Here is a 21,477-nt window from a genome sequence, read left to right on the forward strand (position 1 = left end):
ATGATCCTGTCCGTTTCATGAAGGTTCGGGCACAATCGTTCATACACTTCAATTGCGTGTATAGAACAAGGGCACACCCCCGAGGTGGGGATGCGCCCTTGTTTTTTTGCGTTGTTCCATATGGAATCAAATGAAGCTCGTTATTATTTGATATTCAGCTTATCCTTCACCTTAGTAGGAAGCTCATCCTTGCTTACTTCTTCGTAGGCGGTTACACGATCCGTATCTTTTACATATACGCGTAAAAACGCATGCTCTTTAAATTTGCGGTTTTCCCCTGTTTTCATAAAGGTGAGCTTCAGCTCATTACCTTTCTCATCGAATGCGGGTAGGGTATATTCTCCATTGTCATTAGGATCGCCAACGGTTTGAACATAATATTGCTGCTTGCCGTTTCGATTGTAGTCACAGCCGACAAGAATGCTTGCAAACAATGTGATGACTGCGAATAAAGCAATTAGTCTCTTCATGATGCAGATACCTCCGAGTTTACGTAGTTCTAGCATTTATCATAACAGCAACAAAGAACAGGACAAATCGATTTACCCAACACAGCCTTACAGTTCTGTCATGTGGCAAGTGAAGGAAAAGCGAGTGAATAGGGGAGCATTGAACAACTTATGAACATGCTGCGCAGGGTTGGTGATAACGTGGATGAATATGTGGATAAGGGGCGTTTGGACGGTAAAATACAATTATCCACATGTGGATAGTGGAAAACGATAAATAATCGGGATACCGACAGATTCGTCTATCGTAAATTGAATATGCACGGTAAGCTTTATACATAATTAGGTATGATTTTTAACACGATGAGGAAATTCATTCTTGCAAAAACTAATATAATTAGTTAATATATAATTAACATTAGTTAGAGAGGAATGGTCATCCATGCGTATGCGTAAGCAAGGTCATATTATTCAACTGTCTTTCCTGCCACGCTTGTTTCCTGTGAATTGTTATTTCGTTGAAGAGGAAAATGAGCTGACATTAGTCGATGCTGCTCTTCCTTATAGTGCTGCTCGTATTTTGAAGGCGGCTAAGCAAATTGGAAAGCCAATTACACGTATCTTGCTTACTCATGCACATGGTGATCATATCGGAGCATTGGATGCCTTGAAGCAGGAGCTTCCTCATGCGAAGGTGATGATTTCAGCGCGTGATGCCAAGCTGCTGCAGGGGAACTGCTCATTGGAAGATGGTGAGGCAGCAACGCCTATTTGTGGAGATGTGCCGAAGGAAGGGGCAATTCGTACGAAGCCGGATGTTCTACTTCAAGACGGTCAGATGGTGGGATCTCTGCGTGCCGTGCTTGCACCAGGTCACACACCAGGCATGATGGCCTTCTATGATACGAGAGATGGTGCGCTGATTGCCGGCGATGCTTTCCAAATTCGAGGAGGAATCGCAGTATCGGGGATGCTTAAGCCGCTGTTCCCATTCCCAGCTATGGCGACTTGGAATAACGAGGCTGCGCTGGCAAGTGCAATCAAGTTAAGGGCGTTACAGCCTACTCTGCTCGCAGTAGGACATGGGGTGATGCTTATGAAGCCGACATCTCAAATGGATTGTGCCATTCAGGAAGCAGAACGGAAGTGGGGAGCGGTATCTATGAACGGCAGCGCTGTGAAGTAGAATGGACGAAGTGAAGTGGCCAATGAAGCACGATGTTGAGAGAAACATAGATGAAAATAAAAGTTTCGATTGGTAGTGGTGTTTTATCGAACTACTTACAAACGGATGCAAGTCACCTATAGGAAAACGGTTACAAGCGTTCTGTCAATGAGATAGGGCGCTTTTTTGTGTCTAAAAGGTGTCGTTTCTTGCAAATTCATTTTACTGGAAGTATAATAGCAAGAATGAGTGACCGAAATTCACATTTAGTTCTGTAGTTCTAGAACCTGTTCGTAATCGCCTCTTTGCAGAAAGGAGGAATCCGTATGATCGTAGATCGAAGAACGAGGATTATAGAGGCAGCAACACAGTCATTTTCATTATATGGTTATAAAGGCAGTACAATGGATCAGATAGCGAGACTTGCACATGTGGGCAAGGGGACGATTTATCGTTTTTTCCCAACAAAAGAAGAGCTGTTGGAAGCCATTATGAATAGATTCATTCAAGACATACTGGAAGTTGCACAGTCATCCGTTCATCCAGAGAGAACCTTCACAGAGAACTTGCACCGTACTCTGCACAATGTGTTGGAATTCCGCTCAAAGCATGAGATGATGGTTATTCTCACACACGAGATGCGGGAGATGGGGACCGAGATTGTGATGTCTGAGATGAGCAAGGTGGAAGATGCGCTTCAGCACTTTGTGAAAGAGCAGGTAGAACTAGCTATTGATTCAGGCGAGCTGCAGAATTGTGATGCTGAGCTGACTGCTTTCCTATTTATTAAGACTTACGCAGCGCTTGTAGTGGAATGGCCGAAGCGTGCGAAGGCTATCCATCAGGATCAAATTCCTCATTTGCTTGAATTTTATTTGCTGAATGGGGCAGCTCAGAAGGGGATTGCTAGAATTGGATAACGCATTACATATTATAAGTAGAACGGTGGTGGCAGTGGGATGAAGAACATCTTACACATTTATAAAACGGATCTTCGCAACATTATTACAAATCCTGCTGCAATTATTGTTATTTTAGCAGTAGTGATCCTGCCCTCCCTATATGCATGGTTCAACATTCTCCCGTCATGGGATCCGTACTCCAATACGAAGGATGTATCGGTTGCGGTTGCGAACTTGGATAAGGGTGCCAAGGTAGAAGGCAAGGATCTTGATGTTGGGGCAAAGGTTATTGAACAGTTAAAGGAAAATGAGAAGTTAGGTTGGAGATTTGTTACGAAGGATGAGGCAATCAATGGGGTCAATCATGGCGATTATTATGCAGCCATTGTTATCCCAGAGGATTTCTCTGAGAAGATCTCATCCGTCATCTCGGATCATCCAGAGAAGGCACAGCTTGATTATTATATTAATGAAAAGATAAATGCGATCTCGCCGAAGGTTGCGGGGGCAGGAGCCTCGACGCTGGTGTCGAACATTAGCAGCAACTTCGTAGAGACAGCGAACAAAGCGATATTCGATATTTTCAATGATGTTGGCCTTAAGCTTGAAACGAATGAGCCGGACATTAAGAAGCTTAGAGATAACATCTTCAAATTGGAGGAGAAGCTGCCGGAGATCGAGAAGCTGATGAAGACAGGCCAAGTTGATATCATCAAGGCGAAGGACTTCATTAGCAAGGCAGAGTCTGCCATCCGCGTCATCAAGCGCTACGAGAACCGACCGGATTCGGTAATTACAGATGCGGAGAATATGCTCGATAAGGGCAGTGATTCCTTCCATAAGGAAGTACCGGTTGTCAAAGACAATCTGCGGAAGCTTCAGGGTGTCGCAACGGATACATCGAAGGTCGTGGAGAATATCATGAACTCCGACTTCGATCTTGGCAAGGTAGAGACAGAGCTGGCCAAGAAGAGTGTCGAAGTGGAGTCTGGGATGAATTCCTTGCAGCGCCTCATTACGACGGTTGAAGATGTAGATCGGAATTTGAAGAATAATGGTCTATTTGATAATGTGCTCACGTCCTTGAATGACGCGAAGCGGGGCGCGGAGGATCTGAAGACGCGTCTGGATGAAGCACAAAAAACCGTAGAGTCTGCGAAGTCGATTGCAGATGATAAGCTGAGGGATATTCGCAATAAGGCAATCGAAGTCAACTCGATTTTGGATAAAGCGAGAACAAGCTTGAATTCACAGGTTGCGCCGACGGTAGCGAAGGCATTCGATGATGCAGAACGATTAGGAAAGACGTATCGAGAGCATCTCGGTCAGCTGCAGGAGAAAGTTGATCGCGTCAACAAGCTTATTCAGGGCAGTGCGACGGATGCTTCATTAACCGACAAGCTGAATGCAGCTGTCGAGGATATGACGAATCAGTTGAAGCTCACATTAGGCTCCTTAGAGAAGTACAAGGATCAGCTGAACAAGCTGGCTCAAGTGACAGGCATAGACACTGATCTGTTGATTGCTCAATTGAAGGGCATGGAGACGAAGCTCACACTGCTGCAGGATCGCTTGGCTGGCGGCAAGCAGATTGGCGCAGAAGCGGCAGCAAGAGCAAGTGAGCTCGTTGCTCAGCTCGTTAGCGATTATGATAATGGAATTAAACCGCGATTCCATACGATCCGCGGAGATATGCAAGCATTGAATCGCGATGCTCTGAAGATGATCGATAAGATGCAGGACAGCACTCGCAATGTCATTGAAATGACAGATAAGATCATGAACCGCAATACGGCGGATAAGGTGATCGATCAAATCAATAATGCAAAGAACCACATCAGTAACGGGCAGAACCTGGCGGATAAAATTATCGCCTCAACAGAGAAAATGAAGCAAACGGTGGATGATGGTGCCATTACGGACATCGCCGATAGTATGTATAAGGTAAAAGGGAAACTGGCAGATTTGTCGGATATGCTGAAGCGTGCGAGTGAAGCGGCTGGCAAAGCGAATCAACCGACGAAGGATGCGCTGCAGAAGATATATGATTCCTCGAAGGATACGAGCGCGTCCATTGATAAAGTAATCGGGAAGATCGATTCGGATGTTGTACCTGCCTTCGACAAGGGTGTCAAAGATTCTCGCAAAGGCTTGGATTTCATCAAGAACGTGAAAAAAGAAATGTTCTCAATGATTCCAGAGGTCGAGACCCAACTGGCTGATATGAAGGGCAAGATTCACACGGGGGAAGATGGACTGGATGAATTCAGTGACAAATTCCCAGAAATCAAAAAGAAAGTAAAAGATATTGCATCCAAAATCCGTGAATTCGAAGAAAAAGGTGATCTGGATCAAGTCATTGACTTGCTTCGTAAGGATGCGGCTAAGGAAAGCCAGTTCTTCGCGGAGCCGGTATTGCTTAATCAGCATGAACTGTTCCCTGTACCGAATTACGGTTCAGCGATGTCACCGTTCTTCTCGACATTGGCATTGTGGGTCGGCGGCTTGCTGCTCATCTCCATGCTGATTGTAGACATCGAGAATAAGCATGACTACAAGAGCTACCAAGTGTACTTTGGACGCTGGCTGACCTTCGTGACGATTGGTATATGTCAGAGTATGATCGTGACACTGGGGGACATGTTCCTGCTCAAAACCTATGTCGTGCACAAGTTCTGGTTCTTCGCGTTCGGGATTTTCATCAGTATCATATTCGTCAGCATCGTCTATACGTTGGTATCGGTATTCGGTAATGTAGGTAAGGCGTTGTCCATTGTATTGCTTGTGTTCCAATTGGCGGCCTCTGGTGGTACATTCCCGATTCAAATGACGCCGAAGTTCTTCCAGAAGCTGAATCCGTTCCTGCCGTTCACACATGCGATAGGCATTATGCGTGAGGCAGTCGGGGGAATTCTATGGGATGTTGTGACGAAGCATGTACTTATCCTATTGATCTATATCGGAATTGCTTTTGTACTTGGTATAGGCTTGAAGAAGACAATTAATAAGAACAGCGATAAGTTCTTGAAGAAAGCGAAGGAAAGTAAGCTGTTGTAGGTGTAGATTGTAGATTTGCAGGCGAATAGTCTTGTAGTAGAACAGTAAGAGGTTTTATTAGGGTAAATGGTAAATAGTCGTATTATGCAATCATCATATAGATTATATAAAAATCGCTGCCTGGGTTATCAGGCAGCGATTTTGTTATTGTTAAGGATGTTGTCCAGAGCGAGGAGGCTGCTGATCCTGTTTTATGTAGTGACTCCCTCCGCCTGAAGACCCTTTGGAATCCGTTTCTCTCGGAACATCGTGAAATAACAGATGGATGAGGTTACGTACAGGACACCGGTAATGCTGAAGGTTAGCGCATAGCCCCAATAGTAACCGTAAGTGGTGACCAGATACGATTGTACGGTTCCCATACTCGCCCAGCCAAGCATGAAGGCGGTCTGTGTTAAGGAGTTGGCAATTCCGCGACGTGAATCCGAGATACGGTCAACCATGACTGCTGATTGAATTGGATTCGCCGCATTCATAAGCGCTTGCCGGAACAGGAAGCTCACGATGGCAATGGAGATTGCATTTGTAAATCCAGTAAGCAGCAAGAAGGGGAGGGACAGCATCTGGAACACGACGATTGCAGGCACCTGTCCGATCCGCTTCACCAGTGTTGGTCCAATGAGCATGGAGATAATCGTCATGATCTGCCCAAGTGAGATCAGGAAGCCGACAGCGGTAATAGAAGCGTTAAATCGATTCGTGAAATATAAATTCAAGTAAGGCACAACGAGTCCTGAGCCTAAGCCTACAAGCAGCTGACAGAAGGTGAGGCGGCGGATATCGCGCCATTCTGCAGCCGGTTGAGGCATCGGGGATGTCTCAGCTTGTACAGGAGCTTCTACTGAAGCCGCTGCCTGTGCTGGTTTCCTATCCTCAGCCTCTATTTCTACCCTAAGAACGTCCTGCTTGCGAACCTCCTTAACGGCGAGCAACGGTAGAAAGGCGGCTAATGTAGCCGTTCCCCCTAGCATCAACACCGTCTGCAAGCTAGCAACCTTGCTCCATCCGACGGATTGAAGTATGTCGGCCAATGCGCCGCCCCCCATGCTGCCGAGCACCTGAGCGGCTAAGCCTAGAGCAAAGTGGTAGCTGAAGAGCTGTAGTCGCTGTTCTTTCTGCGCATTTTCTGCAAGGAATGGGACTGCGATGACTTGGAATGCCGAAGCGACAAGTCCTGAGAAGATCGCGAGCATGTTCAAGCTCATCACAGATTCAACATAGGCGCGTCCAATGAATCCTATTCCTGTCAGCAGTGCGCCGAAAATGAGAACCTTCTTCCGGCTCGTGCGATCCCCTAAAAAGCCGATTGGAACAAACATCAAAGCCGTTGCAAGAGATTGCAGGCTGATGAGTGTCCCATTCATATCATCATTATATCCGAGTGATTGAATATACAAATTATAAAGCACCATGAACATGCCACCGCCCACTTGGAAGCATAAGTTGGCGACAAAAAACAGCTTAATGTTCCGATCCCATTGCTTCACGTCTGTCCATACTTGTTGATATAAGCGCATGAGCGTTCCCCCGATTGTCCATGTTGGCATCTTCCATTGTATCATGGTTCGATGAACAAGGAAGGGGGTGAAATGTTCGATTTAGGACTCACGGGGAGCTTAATTGTACTGCTACCGCTAATATGGTTAAAGGGTTATTGGCGACCATTCTGATTGTACTGGTCGTTGGATTACAGTTGGATATGCACTAGTGGATCAGCTTGCTCTCTTTCGCCTTGCGCACGAACTTGGCACTAGAGCGATTCAGTGGTGTTTTTAACAACAAACCAATAACGAGCGTGATCGCAATATAGACACACATCATGAGCAGGTCGCGCTGCACCACATCCCACAGAATCCCACCAACTGCCTCACGCATCATGCTAATGCCGTAGGTAAAAGGCAAATACGGATGAATCGCTTGGAAAAACGGCGGCGTTACTTGAATCGGGAAGGTACCCCCAGATCCCGCCAACTGGAGGACAAGCAGCACGATGGCCAGCGCCTTGCCCACGTTGCCGAAAACAGATACGAGCGTATATACTATTAGCATAAATACGCCGCTAAGCAGCATGCCGAAGATGACGAACCAGAATGGATTCAACACATATGCCTTCAGCAGGTAACAATCGCCTAAGGTCACAAGTAAAGACTGCAGCAGGGAAATCGTTACAAAGGTGAGATAGCGGCCGAAATATACTTGATAATCCTTATACGCTGCGCCTTCCTCATGTACCTCCACCGTCAGAAGCGACACCAGGAGCAGGGCGCCGACCCATAAAGATAATGTAGTGAAGAATGGTGACATGGCCGAACCATAGTTCGGTATTGGAAACAGTTTATGTTCTTTCAACACGACGGGCTCGGCGAAGAACTCACTCTCTTTCTCGAAGTTATTTCTCAGCAAATCAATAATCTCGTTGATATCACCGCGTGCCTCCAGTTCGCGAATCCGATCTGCAATGTTAGTTAGTTTGGACTGCGCTTCAGGCAGACTTTGCTGTATCTTCTTAATTTCTTCACTGCCGACTGTAATTAGCTTAGCTGCATCGTTCAGGATCGTCTTCACGTCAGGCATATGCTTCACCGCATCCTGAAGGACGGTTTGGGCATTGCCTACGGTACGCTTGGCTGTCTGGATGCCCTGAACGATATTTGGCTTAATCTCATCATCATATCGATTCAGTATGCTGCCGGTGGCATCCGCTGTTTCCTTGGAAATCCGACTCAATTGATTAATCAGGTCTGCCGATACTTGTTCACCGCGCTCCACCGCGCCTGAGATCTGTCGAACAATCGCTAACTGTCGCTCCAGCTTGTCACGTATGGATTGCAGACGGCCTATGGTGCTGCTGAAGCGATCGCCTGGGACAAGCCCGTTGAGCCGATTGAACCAGTTGTTCAGACCATTCACAAGGGTGACGGCCGTATCCAGCCGTCCTTCTGCACGGTTAAGTGCCTCCTTCACGATAGAAGGATCACTGCCCGCATCCTGCAGAATGGAGGTCAGGTCTTGGATAGCCAGTGCTGTCTGATGGATGGAGTTAAGATCCTGCTTGATAAAGGGAGAAATCGTATCAATCCCTTGCTCGCTGTAATTAAGCAGATCGGCGACGCTGCGAGAAAAGCGGGCGCCTTCCTCGGCAACTTGGGATACCAGTGGAAGATTGCGCTGGGCCGAAGCGACAATGTCATTTGCTTTTGCCGTATCGCGAAGTGCCACATCGACCACATGTATGAGTTCGGGGAATCCTTTCTCCAGCTTGAAGACAAGGTTCTTGACCTTCTCAATGGTGGGCAGCTCATTCTTTAGCTCTATGCCTACTTCATTAAATATTTTGAAAATGGTGCGGTTCGCTTCACGAACGAAGTTGGAGCTAACTTGCTGGATGACGCCCGAGGCTCCCTTGCCCGTAATTTTAGGCGAGATGGCATTGATTTTCTCATTTACATAATAGACGATCTCGGCCTTCTGGGGATTGTCAGTCAGTACGGTACCGATACGCGCAGAGAAATCGGCTGGAATGATGATGGCGGCATACACTTGTCCGCGCTCGGCACGGCGCAGTGCTTCTTTTTCATCCATGAATGTCCAGCCGATGGCCTCGTTTGTCTTTAACGATTCGATGATTTGTTTGCCAATGTTAATCGGCTTATCGAGGAGTGTATCGCCGGTATCGTTATTGGCGACAGCAATGGATATCCCCTTGGTGTTGCTGTACGGATCCCAGGATGCCAGGATATTGAACCATGCATATAGGGATGGCAGGGCGATAAGGCCAGTGATGACAATGGCGGCAGCCCAGTTGCTCGTAATGCGTTTCAAATCAGTTACATACAGGTTGATGAAGGATTTCATAGAAGGCTGTTCTCCCGTTCATTTCTAAAATTGACAGCATTGCTATCATTGTGCGTAGTTCGGGCAGGAAACATGCGATAAAGGAGGTGATGCCCAAAATTAAGGACTAGAACGAACTGATGATGCGTTGATGAATCAAGGCTGAATCGAGCAGAGGAGTTAAGTTTAGACAATTTAGTAAGCGCTTGCATACGGAGGTGACGGATTATCGGTAAATTTACGTGAGCCTGTTGAGAGAGGGAGGTATCGATTGCGAATGATGGAAAATCGAAGAGTGCGTGCGGCAGTTTTTTTGTATAGATGCATGTAATCAATAGTAGACATAAGGAAGGGGATCATCAAGCACCATATGGAACACTTTATAAAAGAAGGGAATGAAAGGGGGACGGGTTTGCGCCTAACTATTAAGATTTGGATAAGATTGGGGTGAACATGACCAGATTGCAACGGACTATGCTAACGTTGATTACCAAGTAGAAGTAGCGAAGGAGGGACATTGATATTGATGTTGCGGGTCATGCTGGCGGATCAAGATGTTATTGAGCGCAGGCAAGCCGTGCAGATGGTGGAAGAGGGAGGATATACAGTCATTGGACAAGCAGGGAGCCAGCCGGAAGCGTGGGAACAGGTTGAGAAATTATGGCCTGAAGTCATAATAGCGGATACGTCAGGAAACGGGGTAGACGGTCTGACTCTTGCTAGAGGGTTATCTGAGAGGGAGCATCCGATCGTGGTGGTGCTCACAGGACGTTCGTCGGATCACCAGCTCTTGCTTCAAGCGATGCGATATGGCGCCATTGCGTTCTTGCCGAAGCCTTGGAAGCGTGATGAGGTTAGTGATGCGCTCAGAAGAGCCAGCAAGCTGGCAGGATATTATCGTGTATATCACACCCAATATGGGCACATCTATCGGTTCTTCCACCAACTCGGAAGCCTCACAGCTGTCGACATGCTGCAGGAGCAGCAACAACTGGTACAGGGTTTAATGCGAAATGCTCGTACCGCAGATGAGGCCGGATTCCAATGTTTACGGGAACTGGATGCCCAGTGGCGGTGCTTGTTCCGCAAGCATGAAATCACTTACTTGGATCTGCTGCCAGAGCGGGAAGCGGATATTGGTCCCCATTTTCAGCGTATGGCTGAGCATTGGGCGGCTCGTACGAATATGTTGCGGAGGAACAATGCAAGACTGCTTATCCAGCGGGCCGGCGATTATATACACGCTCATTATCATGAGGAACTGTCGCTGTCTGAATTAAGTGAACGATATGGGATGAGTATCTCTTATTTCAGTGCTCAATTCAAGCGCGGATATGGCTATTCCTTCGTTGATTATGTGAATCTGGTTCGTATACAGAAGTCGAAGGAACTTCTATTGAACCCACATCTCAAAGTGTATGAGGTTGCAAATGCTGCTGGATATACGACGCTGCAGTATTTTAATCGAGTATTTAAGCAGATCGTGAATATGACGCCGCTTGAGTATCGGAAGCAGTTCGGTATCTAGAAATCTTTATATTCCGTAAAGAGTAGAATCGGCGAAGAAATGATAAATGTGTTTCATTACTTTGCAGAGACAGCCGACTATACTAGGTCATGTTATAGAGAGGACAAGGCCTCTCGAACATTTCGATGGTAGGAGGAACGCATTACGTATGAAACAAATCCGACAACGGTTGGCGGTTGTTCTATCACTGTGTATGATCTGGTCCACGATTGCATCGACAGGGACTAGTATGGCAATGGCGTCAAGTGCTGCTCCAGGAAGCTTCGCCAAAGTTACGGATGAGCGCAAGATGGAACTTGCACCAGGAGCGAATTATATTTGGAACAATATGGAGCTCCCACAAGGGCAAGAGAAGGTTCATTACGTGGAATTCGATCCGAAGAATCCCTCCTTGGATTTGCAGCCTGGAATGACGGACGGAAAAGTGTACGGTATGGCGGGTGTTACGAAGATGGCCGATAATGCCGACAAGGCGGGCAATCGGGTCATCGCAGCCATTAACGGCGACTTCTATGATATGACGACAGGCGTGCCTCTTGGATTATTCATGGGTGACGGCGAAATATTAGTGAGTCCGCCGCCTAAATGGGATTGGTATGCTTATGGATTGAAGAAGGATGGAACGTCCATATATGGACTGAGTCCTGAGTTGAAGCGTACCCTCCACATTGGCGGAAAAGACTATGAAATATCAGAAATTAATCGGATGCGGGAAAATGCCGACAAGCTGTCCTTATTTACATCTGCATTCCATACTTCGACCAAAACAAATGATATAGGCGACGAAGTTATCCTAGATGTATTGTCGGGAGAAGTAAAGAGTGGCAGCACTTTAAAACTCAAGGTCGCGGAACTACGCAAAGACAAAGGGGACTCGCCGCTTGCCCCGGGAAAGGTTGTGTTGTCTGCTTCGGGAACAGAGAACCGCAAAATCCTCGGTCAGCTGAAGGTAGGGGATGAAATCTCAGCGAGCTTCGAGCTGGAGGATGAGTGGAAGGACGTTAAAATGGCAGTCGGCGGTGTGTTCATGCTGGTCAAGGACGGCGTGGCACAAGAGCATCCAGATAAGGCACTCTATCCACGAGTAGCAATTGGAACGAAGGCTGACGGCTCCATTATCATGATGGTGATTGACGGTCGTGCACCTGGATTTAGTGAAGGTGTATCCTATGATGATTTCGGCAAGGTGCTGAAGGACATGGGTGTCGTCAATGCGCTATGCCTAGATGGTGGCGGCTCGTCCACGTTCGTAGCGAAGCTGCCGGGCGAACTAACTCGCAAGGTGCTGAATCGCCCATCTGACGGCAGTGAGCGCAAGACGGCAAACGGATTGCTGCTCGTAAATAAGGCACCAGAGCAAGGGACTGCTTCGAAGTTAGTCGTACAGCCAAATATGGAGCGAGTGCTCGTTGGCTCAACCTTCAAATTCGCAGCAGCTGGGGTAGATGCCAATGGGCATCCTGCTCCATATACAGGTGCATTGCAGTGGGCTGTAGATCCCCCATTTGGAGTGATAGCAGGGGATGGTAAGTTTACGGCTGGATCTACTGCAGGGATCGCAAATGTGGAAGCGGCAACAGGTAACGTAAAGGGGCAAGGTCAAGTCGAGGTTGTGAAGGATTTGACAGATCTCATACTGCCTGACAAGGTAAAGGCTTTCTCTTCTGGCGAACAAGTGAGCATGCAGGTAACGGCTGTTCGAGATGGGCAGGTTGTTATCTCCGATAATCGCCAGTTTGAGTGGAAGGTCGAGGGCCCGATCGGTTCTATTGATGCTAACGGTTTATTTACCGCGACGTTAGAAACGGATAAGAATGGCAAAATTATCGTCAAGTACGGTAATGTCGAGGCATCAATGGAAGTAAATATAGGGCTGAAGCCTGTCGTGTTGGAAGATTTCGAGAATGGTCTGGATCGTTACTTGGAAGAAAGTGGTGCAAGATACAAGCGCGTGAATCTCAGTGAGACGACGGATGAGGAATTCGTTCGGTTCGGCAGCAAGGCTGCAAAGCTGGAGTATGACTTCACGGATACAGTGGGGATATCAGGCGCATACATCAATACGAAGAGCAAGGATCAGTATATTGATATTCCTGGCTATCCGGAAAAAATAAGCGTATGGGTGTATGGTGACGGTCAAAAGCACTGGTTGCGCGGCCAGCTGCGAGACGGCAATGGGGCTGCAGTAGATATTGATTATACGGATGAGAAGACGGGTCTTGATTTCAAAGGATGGAAGTATATCGAGGCAGCGGTTCCAAAGGGAAGACCTCTTCCGCTTCAAATTTCCATGCCGATTCGATATATGGAGACGAAAAATACAAACAAGAACGATGGGACTCTCTATATCGATCAAATCCGAGCGCTGTATGGCCCGAACATGGATGACATGGATCCTCCAGTGCTAAAGGACTTCTCTCCAGTTGACGGCAGCACGATTCATACCTCGACTCCAAGAATTCATGTGTACGGTGAAGATTTCGGATATGATCCGATTAAGCATCCGGGAACAACATTAATTGATCCTGATAAGGTACGCATGTATGTGGACGGACAGCTGGTGCAGCATGGATTTTATCCACCTAAGGGTGAAATCCACTACACACCAAATGTACCTTTGGCAGACGGTGTTCATGTCGTGATGGTCAAAATTCGTGACCTAAACGGGAATCGAGCAGAGAAAGAATGGATGTTCACAGTCGATACTGGGGCATCGAGGCTGGTATATACGGGAGCAGACAATGCATATGCAGGCAATGTTTATAAGGTAGAGGTCAAAGGATATAAGCCTTCCAATATTAAACGTGCTGAAGTCGGATTTAAGGTTGACCCGAATTTGATAGAAAAAATAGAAGTAGTTGCAGGCGATAAACTTGCTCCCGCTAATATCGAGCATCATATTGCCCCGGATGGGAAAGTGAACCTGAAGCTGTCTGATGTGAATCAGTTGAACTTGAAGGATGACGAATCGCTTGCACGGATTGAATATCACCTGAAATCGGATGTGTCGGGCACATTTAAGGTTGAATTTCAATCCGGAAGCATTGCATTGGCAGATAAGGGAAATACCGATTTTAGCTTCTTCGGTCTGCCTATGCACGCAGCTATTCAGTATCATTTACGCTTGAATTGGAATGCAGACGGTGTAGCTGAGGGGCAAGACACTGTGCTTGGGGTTGTAGATGAGGCTGGTGCTCCGGTGCAGGGAGCGCGTATCGTGACACGTGATGGAATAGAGTTAGGTGTAACGGGCGCTGACGGCAAGCTTACCACGAATAAACTGACGGGGACGGTACGCGAATACGAGCTGCAAGCGAACGAGGGAGTACGCTTCAGTCCGGTTGTGAAGTTCAAGGTATCCCCGCTAGCGGGCAGCGAATTGCCTTACAACATCAGTGTGTCGATGGGAGAAGATCCTGCAACTTCTCGCGGCTTTACATGGCATTCGAAGATTAACGTGGATGCTTCAGTAGTAGAGATCGTGAAGAAGAAGGACTTCGTCGATTTTCACAATGCGAATGTCATTCGTGCGAACGGTACGAGCAATATGCTCCATACGTGGGATATCGGTACAGTTCGTGTACACAAGGCAGTTGTGCAAGGACTTGAGCCGGGAACGGAATATGTATACCGTGTTGGCAACGGCAGCGATAAGGTGAGTGAGCAGGGCGCATTCAAGACGGCTGAGCTGGACGGTACACGTACGAAATTCCTCTTCTTCGGCGATTCCCAATCCGAAGATGAGGCAGGATTCAAACTCTGGAGCAATATTGTACGAAAAGCAGTGACCGATCAACCTGATTATGACTTTATCCTTCAGGCTGGCGATATGGTAGAGAACGGATTTAAAGAGGCCGAGTGGAATATGTGGTTCAAGGCCGTACAGGATACGTTCTTGAAGACGACAGTTGTATCGGTGGTCGGCAACCACGAGGTAACGGGTACTCGGAAAAATGATGATTTCCTTGCCCATTTCAACAATCCTCAGAATGGAATAGACAGCTTAAAGGGCAGCAATTATTCATTTGATTATCATAACGCTCATATTGCAGTGCTGAATAGTGAGTACGACTTCGAGGAGCAGAAGGAATGGCTGCGCCGTGACTTGGCTGCAACGGATAAAACGTGGAAAATCGTCACGTTTCATCGTGGTCCATATGGCAGCAAGAATAATGAGAAGCGTATTCGCGAAGCTTGGACATCCGCATTTGATGAACTTAATGTGGACGTAGCCTTGAATGGCCATGATCATGTTTACCTGCGTACGTATCCACTCCGCGGTGGCAAGCCCGTCGGGGAGGGAGAGGGCACCACTTACATCATTGCAGGCTCCTCTGGGCCGAAGTTCTATGAAGTTGTGCCACAAGATTGGCAGTACAAAATAGATGGAACGAAGGCGCAAATCTATGTAGCCGTTGAGGTTGTTGGCAACGAGATGAAGTTTCTCGTGAAGAATAGTAATGATGTAGTCATTGATGAATTCTCGATACGAAAACTAGAGAGTAAGCCTCCTACTTCGGTAGTGCTTGATCAGCCGAGTGTAAACTTGGCTGTGAACGAAAGCGTTAAGCTGAATGCAAAGGTTCTGCCAGACCAAGCGTATGATCGTTCTGTTACGTGGTCGGTCTATGGATCGTCAGAGGATGGCGTTGCGGCGGTAAGCGCAGATGGAGTGGTAACCGGACTTAAGCTGGGGACTGCAATCGTACGGGCGACGAGCGTCGTGGAATCGGTGTATGCAGATAGTCTTATTACGGTCGATCGATTGCCAGAGGTTCGCATTGACGAAGTTCGAATTGACCGTAACGAAGGAACGTTGAAAATCGGAGATACGTTGCAATTGAATGCAACGGTATTGCCGGACAACGCAAGCAATAAATCCGTTGTATGGTCTGTGTATGGTTCTTCTTCAGAAGGAGTTGCAAGTGTAACGCTGAGCGGGCTTGTGAAGGCATTGAAGCCGGGAACAGCCGTCATTCGGGTGATGAGTGCGGCAGATGCAACGAAGTATGCAGACTTCCAACTGAAGGTAGAACTAGAAGATAAGCCAAATATTCCGGATCCGTCAACGGACAATTCGAGTTCGAACAGTTCCAAGGAAGAGAACAAGCGTCCAGAGCCGCCGAAGCCAGATCCAGGAGCAGCGAAGCTGGAGAATGGCAAGATTGTGGTACAAGCGAAGCGGGATGCAGGTAGTACAACAGCGAAGGCAGTCATCCCTGCTGAGGTATTGGGGGAAGCTGCTGACAGCTTGAAGCCGGACTCGAATGGTGTGAAGAAGGTTCGGATTGAAGTGTCGGCAGACAAAGAGGTACGGGATATTCTTGTATCCATGCCATCTTCGGCACTGACAGATGCTTCTCTAAAGCAGCAATATGAGGTTGTTACACCTCATGCAGGTGTGACGCTTCCTTCGAATGTGGCGAGTGGGAAAACTCCACAAGGAGCGAAGACGATTGATGTCGCCATCGTTCAACCGGATCGCAGTGCATGGGGAACAGAGTTGCTTGGACGTACTGCAAATCGTCCGGCCGTTCAGTTGGAACTGCGCGTAGATGGAAAAGCGCTGAAGGACATTGCAGTCGGAGCAGCTATGCAGGTAGCGATTCCGTATCAGCCAAGCACAGATGAGTTGACTCGTCCACATGCAATCGTTGTATGGGGTGTAGATGAGCAAGGACGCCCTACTATCATTCCAAATGCAAAGTATGATGCAAAGACAGGAACGGTACAATTTGCAGTGAAGCAGCTTGGTACGTATGCAGTTGGCTTCTCTGCGGTAACGTTCCATGACATCAATAAGCTGGAATGGGCGAAAACGGCTATTGAGTCGTTAGCTGCCAGAGGAATCATTCAGGGTCTTGGAGCGGATCGCTTTGCTCCGAATACGCAAGTTACACGTGCAGACTTCATCGTCCTGCTGACACGCGTGTTGAATCTGCAATCTGTGCAGTCGATGAGCGGATTTGAGGATGTTCCTGCGAATGCCTATTACGCAGATGCTGTTGCTGCTGCGAAAGAGCATGGAGTTGTGCAGGGTAGGGACGCACGGACATTTGGCCCGAACGATAAGATTACACGGCAGGAAATGTTCACGATTACGGCGCGTGCACTTGTGCAATTCAGCAAGTTGAGCGCGACAGGGGATGCAGATGCGCTTCAGGCGTTTACAGATTACCGTGAAATTCAGGATTATGCGAAGGATAGCTTGGCAAGTCTGCTTCGTGAGCGATTGATCCAAGGCAACGGACAGAAGCTTGTTCCGCAGGGACATGCTACGAGAGCAGAGGCTGTTGTCTTCTTGGAGCGAATCATGAACCATGTATCTGAGTAAGCAATAAAACCTAATAGGGAAGCACAAATAAAGGGGCTGGATATCCAGCCCCTTTTGCATGTCAATTTAATGATTGCTAGGTTACAGTTGGCCCGACAAGAACACGATGAAGCAGAATGCCGACATCACGGATGCGTAGGTGACGGAGTATTGTGTTCTCTTCTTATTGTTGTCGAGCAGGTTGAACAGAAACAGGAAGCTGAGTACGGGAATAAGCAGGTAAGCCATGTACAGAATGATCGTCGCCATTCTTAACACCTCCAAGTAGTAGTTGTTGATAAATACCATGTAAATATTTGCATAGACGTATTCTATCATGCTTTTACGCGTTTGGGTACAAAAGTTTTTATTTTTTTGTGAATGAAGGGCAAAGCTTTTTAATTTGCATATTGACCAAAATGGTCAACGTGATTATGATAATAATTACCAAATATTTGAAGTAAACAACTAAAGGGTGACAGTCGCGATGAATTCGAAGTTTATAACCCTATCTACAGAAAAGCAGGATCGAATCATAAACGCAGCCATGAAGGAATTTGTACGAAAAGGATATGAGCATGCATCCACCAATGAGATGGTGAAAGGGGCTGGGATATCGAAAGGATTATTGTTCCATTATTTCAATAACAAGCAGGAGCTGTTTCTCTCTTTGTATGATTATGGGGTTGAGAAGGTTATGAGCCTTTTTTACGGCAGAATCAATCTAGAGGAGAAGGATTTCTTTATTCGATTTAGGCAGGTTCAACAGGTGAGATGGGAGCTGCTTATGCAGTATCCGGAGCTGTTCGAATTTCTAAACGCCGCATATATCGAGACGGCAAGCGACATTAGGCCGCACATCGAGCAGCGAAATAAGGGACTGACGCAGGAAGCGTTCGGCAAAGTGCTTGCAGGGTTCGATCGTTCTAAGTTCAAGGAAGGCTTGGATATCGACAAAGCAATTAATATCATCGTCTGGACGTTCCATGGATTTCTAAAGGATAAGATGAAACGTGCAAATGCAATGCAGATAAACTCTGATGATTATGTGCATATGGTGAAGGAAGCGGACGAATATATCGACATGTTTAGACAGAGCTTTTACAAATAAGGGAGAAAGCGATATTTCTCGAATAACGATTATCATCAATCGCCATCATGAGGTTCAATCAGCATCCGTATGTATTCGGGGAAAGCATATGGGAGGAGCAGCTGCTCATGGGAAAAATGGTTGTGCATTTCGAGGAATTAACGCCAGCATTGCAAGCAGATGCCGGAGGCAAAGGAAGCATGCTGGCTTGGATGTATCAGCATAAATATCCTGTGCCGGAGGGTATCGTCGTACTGACGTCGGCTTTTCAGGATGGGGAGCTACATGTACAGGCTTGGTCAGCCGTGCAAGTCTATGTGAAGCGTATGCGCAGCCACCATGGGGAGGTGGCATTCGCGGTAAGATCTTCGGCGCTTAGCGAAGATTCTGCGCAAGCATCTTATGCAGGGGAGTTCGAGACGGTACTAAACGTAACGACGGATGAGCAAATCCGAGAGGCAATTAGGAGGGTATATGACTCCAAAAGCTCTGAACGGGTGGAGGCTTATAGTGCCGTAAAAGGAATGGAGCAGGCGCATGAAATCGCGGTCGTCATTCAAATCATGGTTCGTTCCGAGCTATCGGGTGTCCTTTTCACTGCTGATCCGATTACAGGCAGCTATGCAGCTATGGTAGGCAATTATGTGCATGGATTGGGTGAGCAACTCGTATCGGGTGAGGCCAACGCTTTCTCATTTGCACTCCGAAGACCAAAAGGGAGGTACGAAGGGCCCGAAGAGTTTAAGCGGTATGCACCTAAACTCTATCGACTAGCGTCTAAGCTGGAGGAAGAACTGGGAAGTCCGCAGGATATCGAGTGGGCTGTAGCGGAAGGTAAACTATATATTCTCCAGACGAGACCGATCACTACGCTAGTGCTGGGGAATCTGGATACGTATGAATGGAATGACACGAACTCCGGCGATTTCTTATGGACGAATACGAATATCGGCGAAGCCACTCCAGACGTCATGACGCCGCTGACATGGTCCGTATTAAGGGCACTTGATGAGGAATCAAATATGATATCGGGCTTCCGCATTATGTCGGGCAATATATGTGGGAGGGCATATACAAATATAAGTTTGCCGGTGTCTATATTTCCGGCACTGGGAGTACCGCTTGCAAAGAGTCTGGATAAATTGTCCCAAACACTTGGCAAGATTCCAGAGGGAATGGAATTTCCCGTATATCCTTATTCTCGGTGGCATGTGTTTACAAAAATAACTCCGTCTATTTTTCGTTTTGCGAAGAAGGTCAAGACTACGCTTGAGGATATCGAGCAGTACCTCGCTGACAATCCCGATTGGTGTGCGAGGATGACAAATCGTATTCAGGCAACAAGTTCGCGTAAGGAACTGTGTAGCATATGGAGTGATGAGCTGTGGCCTTATACATGCAAGTCATGGTGGGGCTTAATAGCAGGTGGACGGAAATTTGGGGATGCGAGTTATAAGCTGAATAAGGAACTTACTAAGCTCTCTGGTATGGAGACTGCGAATGCGTTAATGTCGAATTTGCGAGGAAAGTCCGGATTGGCCAGCCTTGGGCCGGTTATCGGCATATCGCAGGTGCTCCAAGGGACGATGAGTCGCGAAGAATACCTGAAGCAATACGGCCATCGCGGCCCGCATGAATTTGAACTATCTCTTCCTCACCCGGGAGAGGATCCGAAGTGGCTAGAGATTCAAATCGAAGAATATGAGAGATCGGACACGAATGTGGAGCAGCTTCTGAACCGTCAGAGGTCGCAATATGAAGATGCCTGGGAACGGTTTGAGCAGAAATATCCGCAAAAGGCGAAGCACATAAAGAAGCAGATTGCCAAGGCATCGGAGTATGCTCATCTAAGAGAGGAGACGCGATCCGAATTTGTGCGGGTGTACCGCGTCATTCGTGCATTTGCATTGCAGGTGGGGAAAATCAGCGATGTGAGGAGCGATGTGTTCTTTCTGTATAAGGAGGAAGTGCAGAGGCTGCTTGCTGGAGATGGCGCAGGCATGAAGCATGTTGCTGCCCGTAAGGAGACATACGAGAAATATTTGACGCTGCCGCCGCTGCCTACGTTGATTCGTGGGCGGTTCGATCCGTTTCAGTGGGCGAACAATCCAGAGCGAAGAGTCGATGTCTTCGATGCATCCATGCCTACAGTCGTGGAAGATGGGACTGGGCTCACAGGATTTGCCGGCGCTTCCGGCAGAGTAGAAGGGACTGTCCGTGTTCTGAACCGGCCTGAGGAAGGCAACCAACTGCAATCGGGCGAGATTCTAGTGGCATCTACGACAAATGTTGGCTGGACGCCATTGTTCCCAAGAGCCGCTGCCATTATTACGGATGTCGGGGCACCTCTCTCACACGCGGCTATTGTAGCACGGGAATTGGGCATCCCCGCTGTCGTAGGCTGCGGCAATGCAACAACGAGATTGCGGACAGGGGATCGGGTCATCGTGGATGGGGGCCATGGCATCGTACACATATTGAGGGGGTAGTGTACGTAGCTATCAAGCAGCGAGAACACCGACATGGACGAAGGAAGCAGATGTCGGGTACACTAGAGGCATAATGGCTGTATCAAGGGAGGGCGTGCGCTGCTCTCCTTTTCTATATTACGATCAAGATCAGGAAACGGGGTAAACGACAACAATGAACATTCAATTGGTATGCGTAGGGAAACTGAAGGAGAAATACTTGGTGCAGGGCATTGCGGAGTACAGCAAGCGGCTCGCACCGTATGTGAAATTCCAAGTGTCCGAGGTACCGGACGAGCAGGCACCAGAGAAAATGAGTGATGCCGAACTGGAGCAGGTTAAGGATCGTGAGGGCGAGCGTATTCTTGGTCATATTAAGCCGGATGCCCATGTCGTGGCACTGGCGATTGACGGACAGCTCTGGTCGAGCGAGGACTTAGCCTCGCAGCTCGATCGATTGGCGACGTACGGGACAAGCAATGTAGCCTTTGTGATTGGTGGTTCCAACGGGCTATCTGATGCTGTTCTCCGCCGTGCCAATTCGAAGCTGTCCTTCGGGCGTATGACGCTGCCGCACCAGTTGATGCGCTTGGTACTCGTGGAGCAAATTTACCGTGCCGTGAAGATAAACCGAGGTGAACCGTACCATAAGTGACGGCGAAAAATTTTCG

General features: G+C 47.7%; 12 protein-coding genes. 8 read left to right on the plus strand and 4 right to left on the minus strand.

All coding sequences use genetic code 11. From position 1 onward, the window contains the following. Nucleotides 1-143: 143 nt before the first annotated feature. The gene (locus PBN151_RS23545) at nt 144-470 is read right to left on the minus strand and encodes a YxeA family protein (RefSeq protein WP_021257521.1); all 327 of its coding nucleotides are present in this window, start codon (nt 468-470) and stop codon (nt 144-146) included. A 421-nt stretch (nt 471-891) separates the two neighbouring features. On the opposite strand from PBN151_RS23545, the gene PBN151_RS23550 reads away from it, so the two are divergent. The 3 genes from PBN151_RS23550 (at nt 892) to PBN151_RS23560 (ending at nt 5,573) form a co-directional block, all read left to right on the plus strand. Next, nucleotides 892-1,635, plus strand: coding sequence for an MBL fold metallo-hydrolase (locus PBN151_RS23550; protein WP_072730934.1), 744 nt, complete (start codon nt 892-894; stop codon nt 1,633-1,635). A 305-nt stretch (nt 1,636-1,940) separates the two neighbouring features. After that, nucleotides 1,941-2,534, plus strand: a complete 594-nt coding sequence (locus PBN151_RS23555) for a TetR/AcrR family transcriptional regulator (protein WP_072730935.1) — start codon at nt 1,941-1,943, stop codon at nt 2,532-2,534. A 39-nt stretch (nt 2,535-2,573) separates the two neighbouring features. After that, nucleotides 2,574-5,573, plus strand: coding sequence for a YhgE/Pip domain-containing protein (locus PBN151_RS23560; protein ID WP_072730936.1), 3,000 nt, complete (start codon nt 2,574-2,576; stop codon nt 5,571-5,573). Between the two features lie 191 nt (nt 5,574-5,764). On the opposite strand, the gene PBN151_RS23565 is transcribed toward PBN151_RS23560, so the two are convergent. Both PBN151_RS23565 and PBN151_RS23570 read right to left on the minus strand, forming a co-directional pair. Continuing rightward, nucleotides 5,765-7,090 carry an MFS transporter gene (locus tag PBN151_RS23565; RefSeq protein ID WP_072730937.1) on the minus strand — a complete coding sequence of 442 codons (1,326 nt, stop codon included), beginning with the start codon at nt 7,088-7,090 and terminating at the stop codon, nt 5,765-5,767. Between the two features lie 187 nt (nt 7,091-7,277). Further along, nucleotides 7,278-9,428, minus strand: coding sequence for a YhgE/Pip domain-containing protein (locus tag PBN151_RS23570; RefSeq protein WP_072730938.1), 2,151 nt, complete (start codon nt 9,426-9,428; stop codon nt 7,278-7,280). A gap of 505 nt (nt 9,429-9,933) precedes the next feature. Between PBN151_RS23570 and PBN151_RS23575 the strand changes: the two genes are divergently transcribed. Both PBN151_RS23575 and PBN151_RS23580 read left to right on the plus strand, forming a co-directional pair. Beyond that, a complete protein-coding gene (locus tag PBN151_RS23575) occupies nt 9,934-10,935 on the plus strand; it encodes a helix-turn-helix domain-containing protein (RefSeq protein ID WP_072730939.1) in 1,002 nt (333 codons plus the stop codon). Nucleotides 10,936-11,083: 148 nt separating this feature from the next. Continuing rightward, complete coding sequence (locus tag PBN151_RS23580; protein WP_072730940.1) at nt 11,084-17,269, plus strand: phosphodiester glycosidase family protein; 6,186 nt, start codon at nt 11,084-11,086, stop codon at nt 17,267-17,269. An 81-nt stretch (nt 17,270-17,350) separates the two neighbouring features. Here the strand turns inward: PBN151_RS23580 and PBN151_RS31490 are convergent, their stop codons facing one another. Beyond that, a complete protein-coding gene (locus PBN151_RS31490) occupies nt 17,351-17,518 on the minus strand; it encodes a hypothetical protein (protein ID WP_155987339.1) in 168 nt (55 codons plus the stop codon). A 217-nt stretch (nt 17,519-17,735) separates the two neighbouring features. Here PBN151_RS31490 and PBN151_RS23585 point away from each other — a divergent pair, with 217 nt between their 5' ends. From PBN151_RS23585 to rlmH, 3 genes are all read left to right on the plus strand, one after another. Then, a complete protein-coding gene (locus PBN151_RS23585) occupies nt 17,736-18,359 on the plus strand; it encodes a TetR/AcrR family transcriptional regulator (protein ID WP_072730941.1) in 624 nt (207 codons plus the stop codon). 107 nt (nt 18,360-18,466) lie between these two features. Next, complete coding sequence (locus PBN151_RS23590; protein WP_072730942.1) at nt 18,467-20,827, plus strand: PEP/pyruvate-binding domain-containing protein; 2,361 nt, start codon at nt 18,467-18,469, stop codon at nt 20,825-20,827. A gap of 154 nt (nt 20,828-20,981) precedes the next feature. Further along, nucleotides 20,982-21,461, plus strand: a complete 480-nt coding sequence (gene rlmH / locus PBN151_RS23595) for a 23S rRNA (pseudouridine(1915)-N(3))-methyltransferase RlmH (RefSeq protein WP_072730943.1) — start codon at nt 20,982-20,984, stop codon at nt 21,459-21,461. Nucleotides 21,462-21,477 lie beyond the last annotated feature (16 nt).

The sequence above is a fragment of the Paenibacillus sp. NAIST15-1 genome (genome assembly GCF_001894745.1).
GTDB classification, from domain to species: Bacteria; Bacillota; Bacilli; order Paenibacillales; family Paenibacillaceae; genus Paenibacillus_B; species Paenibacillus_B suaedae.

What these genes read in the sequence shown, in the direction of transcription:
- PBN151_RS23580 (WP_072730940.1), top strand. Translation starts at nt 11,084, where the DNA reads ATGAAACAAATCCGACAACGGTTGGCGGTTGTTCTATCACTGTGTATG.
- PBN151_RS23590 (WP_072730942.1), top strand. Translation starts at nt 18,467, where the DNA reads ATGGGAAAAATGGTTGTGCATTTCGAGGAATTAACGCCAGCATTGCAA.
- PBN151_RS23560 (WP_072730936.1), top strand. Translation starts at nt 2,574, where the DNA reads ATGAAGAACATCTTACACATTTATAAAACGGATCTTCGCAACATTATT.
- rlmH (WP_072730943.1), top strand. Translation starts at nt 20,982, where the DNA reads ATGAACATTCAATTGGTATGCGTAGGGAAACTGAAGGAGAAATACTTG.
- PBN151_RS23550 (WP_072730934.1), top strand. Translation starts at nt 892, where the DNA reads ATGCGTATGCGTAAGCAAGGTCATATTATTCAACTGTCTTTCCTGCCA.
- PBN151_RS23545 (WP_021257521.1), bottom strand. Translation starts at nt 470, where the DNA reads ATGAAGAGACTAATTGCTTTATTCGCAGTCATCACATTGTTTGCAAGC.
- PBN151_RS23570 (WP_072730938.1), bottom strand. Translation starts at nt 9,428, where the DNA reads ATGAAATCCTTCATCAACCTGTATGTAACTGATTTGAAACGCATTACG.
- PBN151_RS23575 (WP_072730939.1), top strand. Translation starts at nt 9,934, where the DNA reads ATGTTGCGGGTCATGCTGGCGGATCAAGATGTTATTGAGCGCAGGCAA.
- PBN151_RS31490 (WP_155987339.1), bottom strand. Translation starts at nt 17,518, where the DNA reads ATGGCGACGATCATTCTGTACATGGCTTACCTGCTTATTCCCGTACTC.
- PBN151_RS23565 (WP_072730937.1), bottom strand. Translation starts at nt 7,090, where the DNA reads ATGCGCTTATATCAACAAGTATGGACAGACGTGAAGCAATGGGATCGG.
- PBN151_RS23555 (WP_072730935.1), top strand. Translation starts at nt 1,941, where the DNA reads ATGATCGTAGATCGAAGAACGAGGATTATAGAGGCAGCAACACAGTCA.
- PBN151_RS23585 (WP_072730941.1), top strand. Translation starts at nt 17,736, where the DNA reads ATGAATTCGAAGTTTATAACCCTATCTACAGAAAAGCAGGATCGAATC.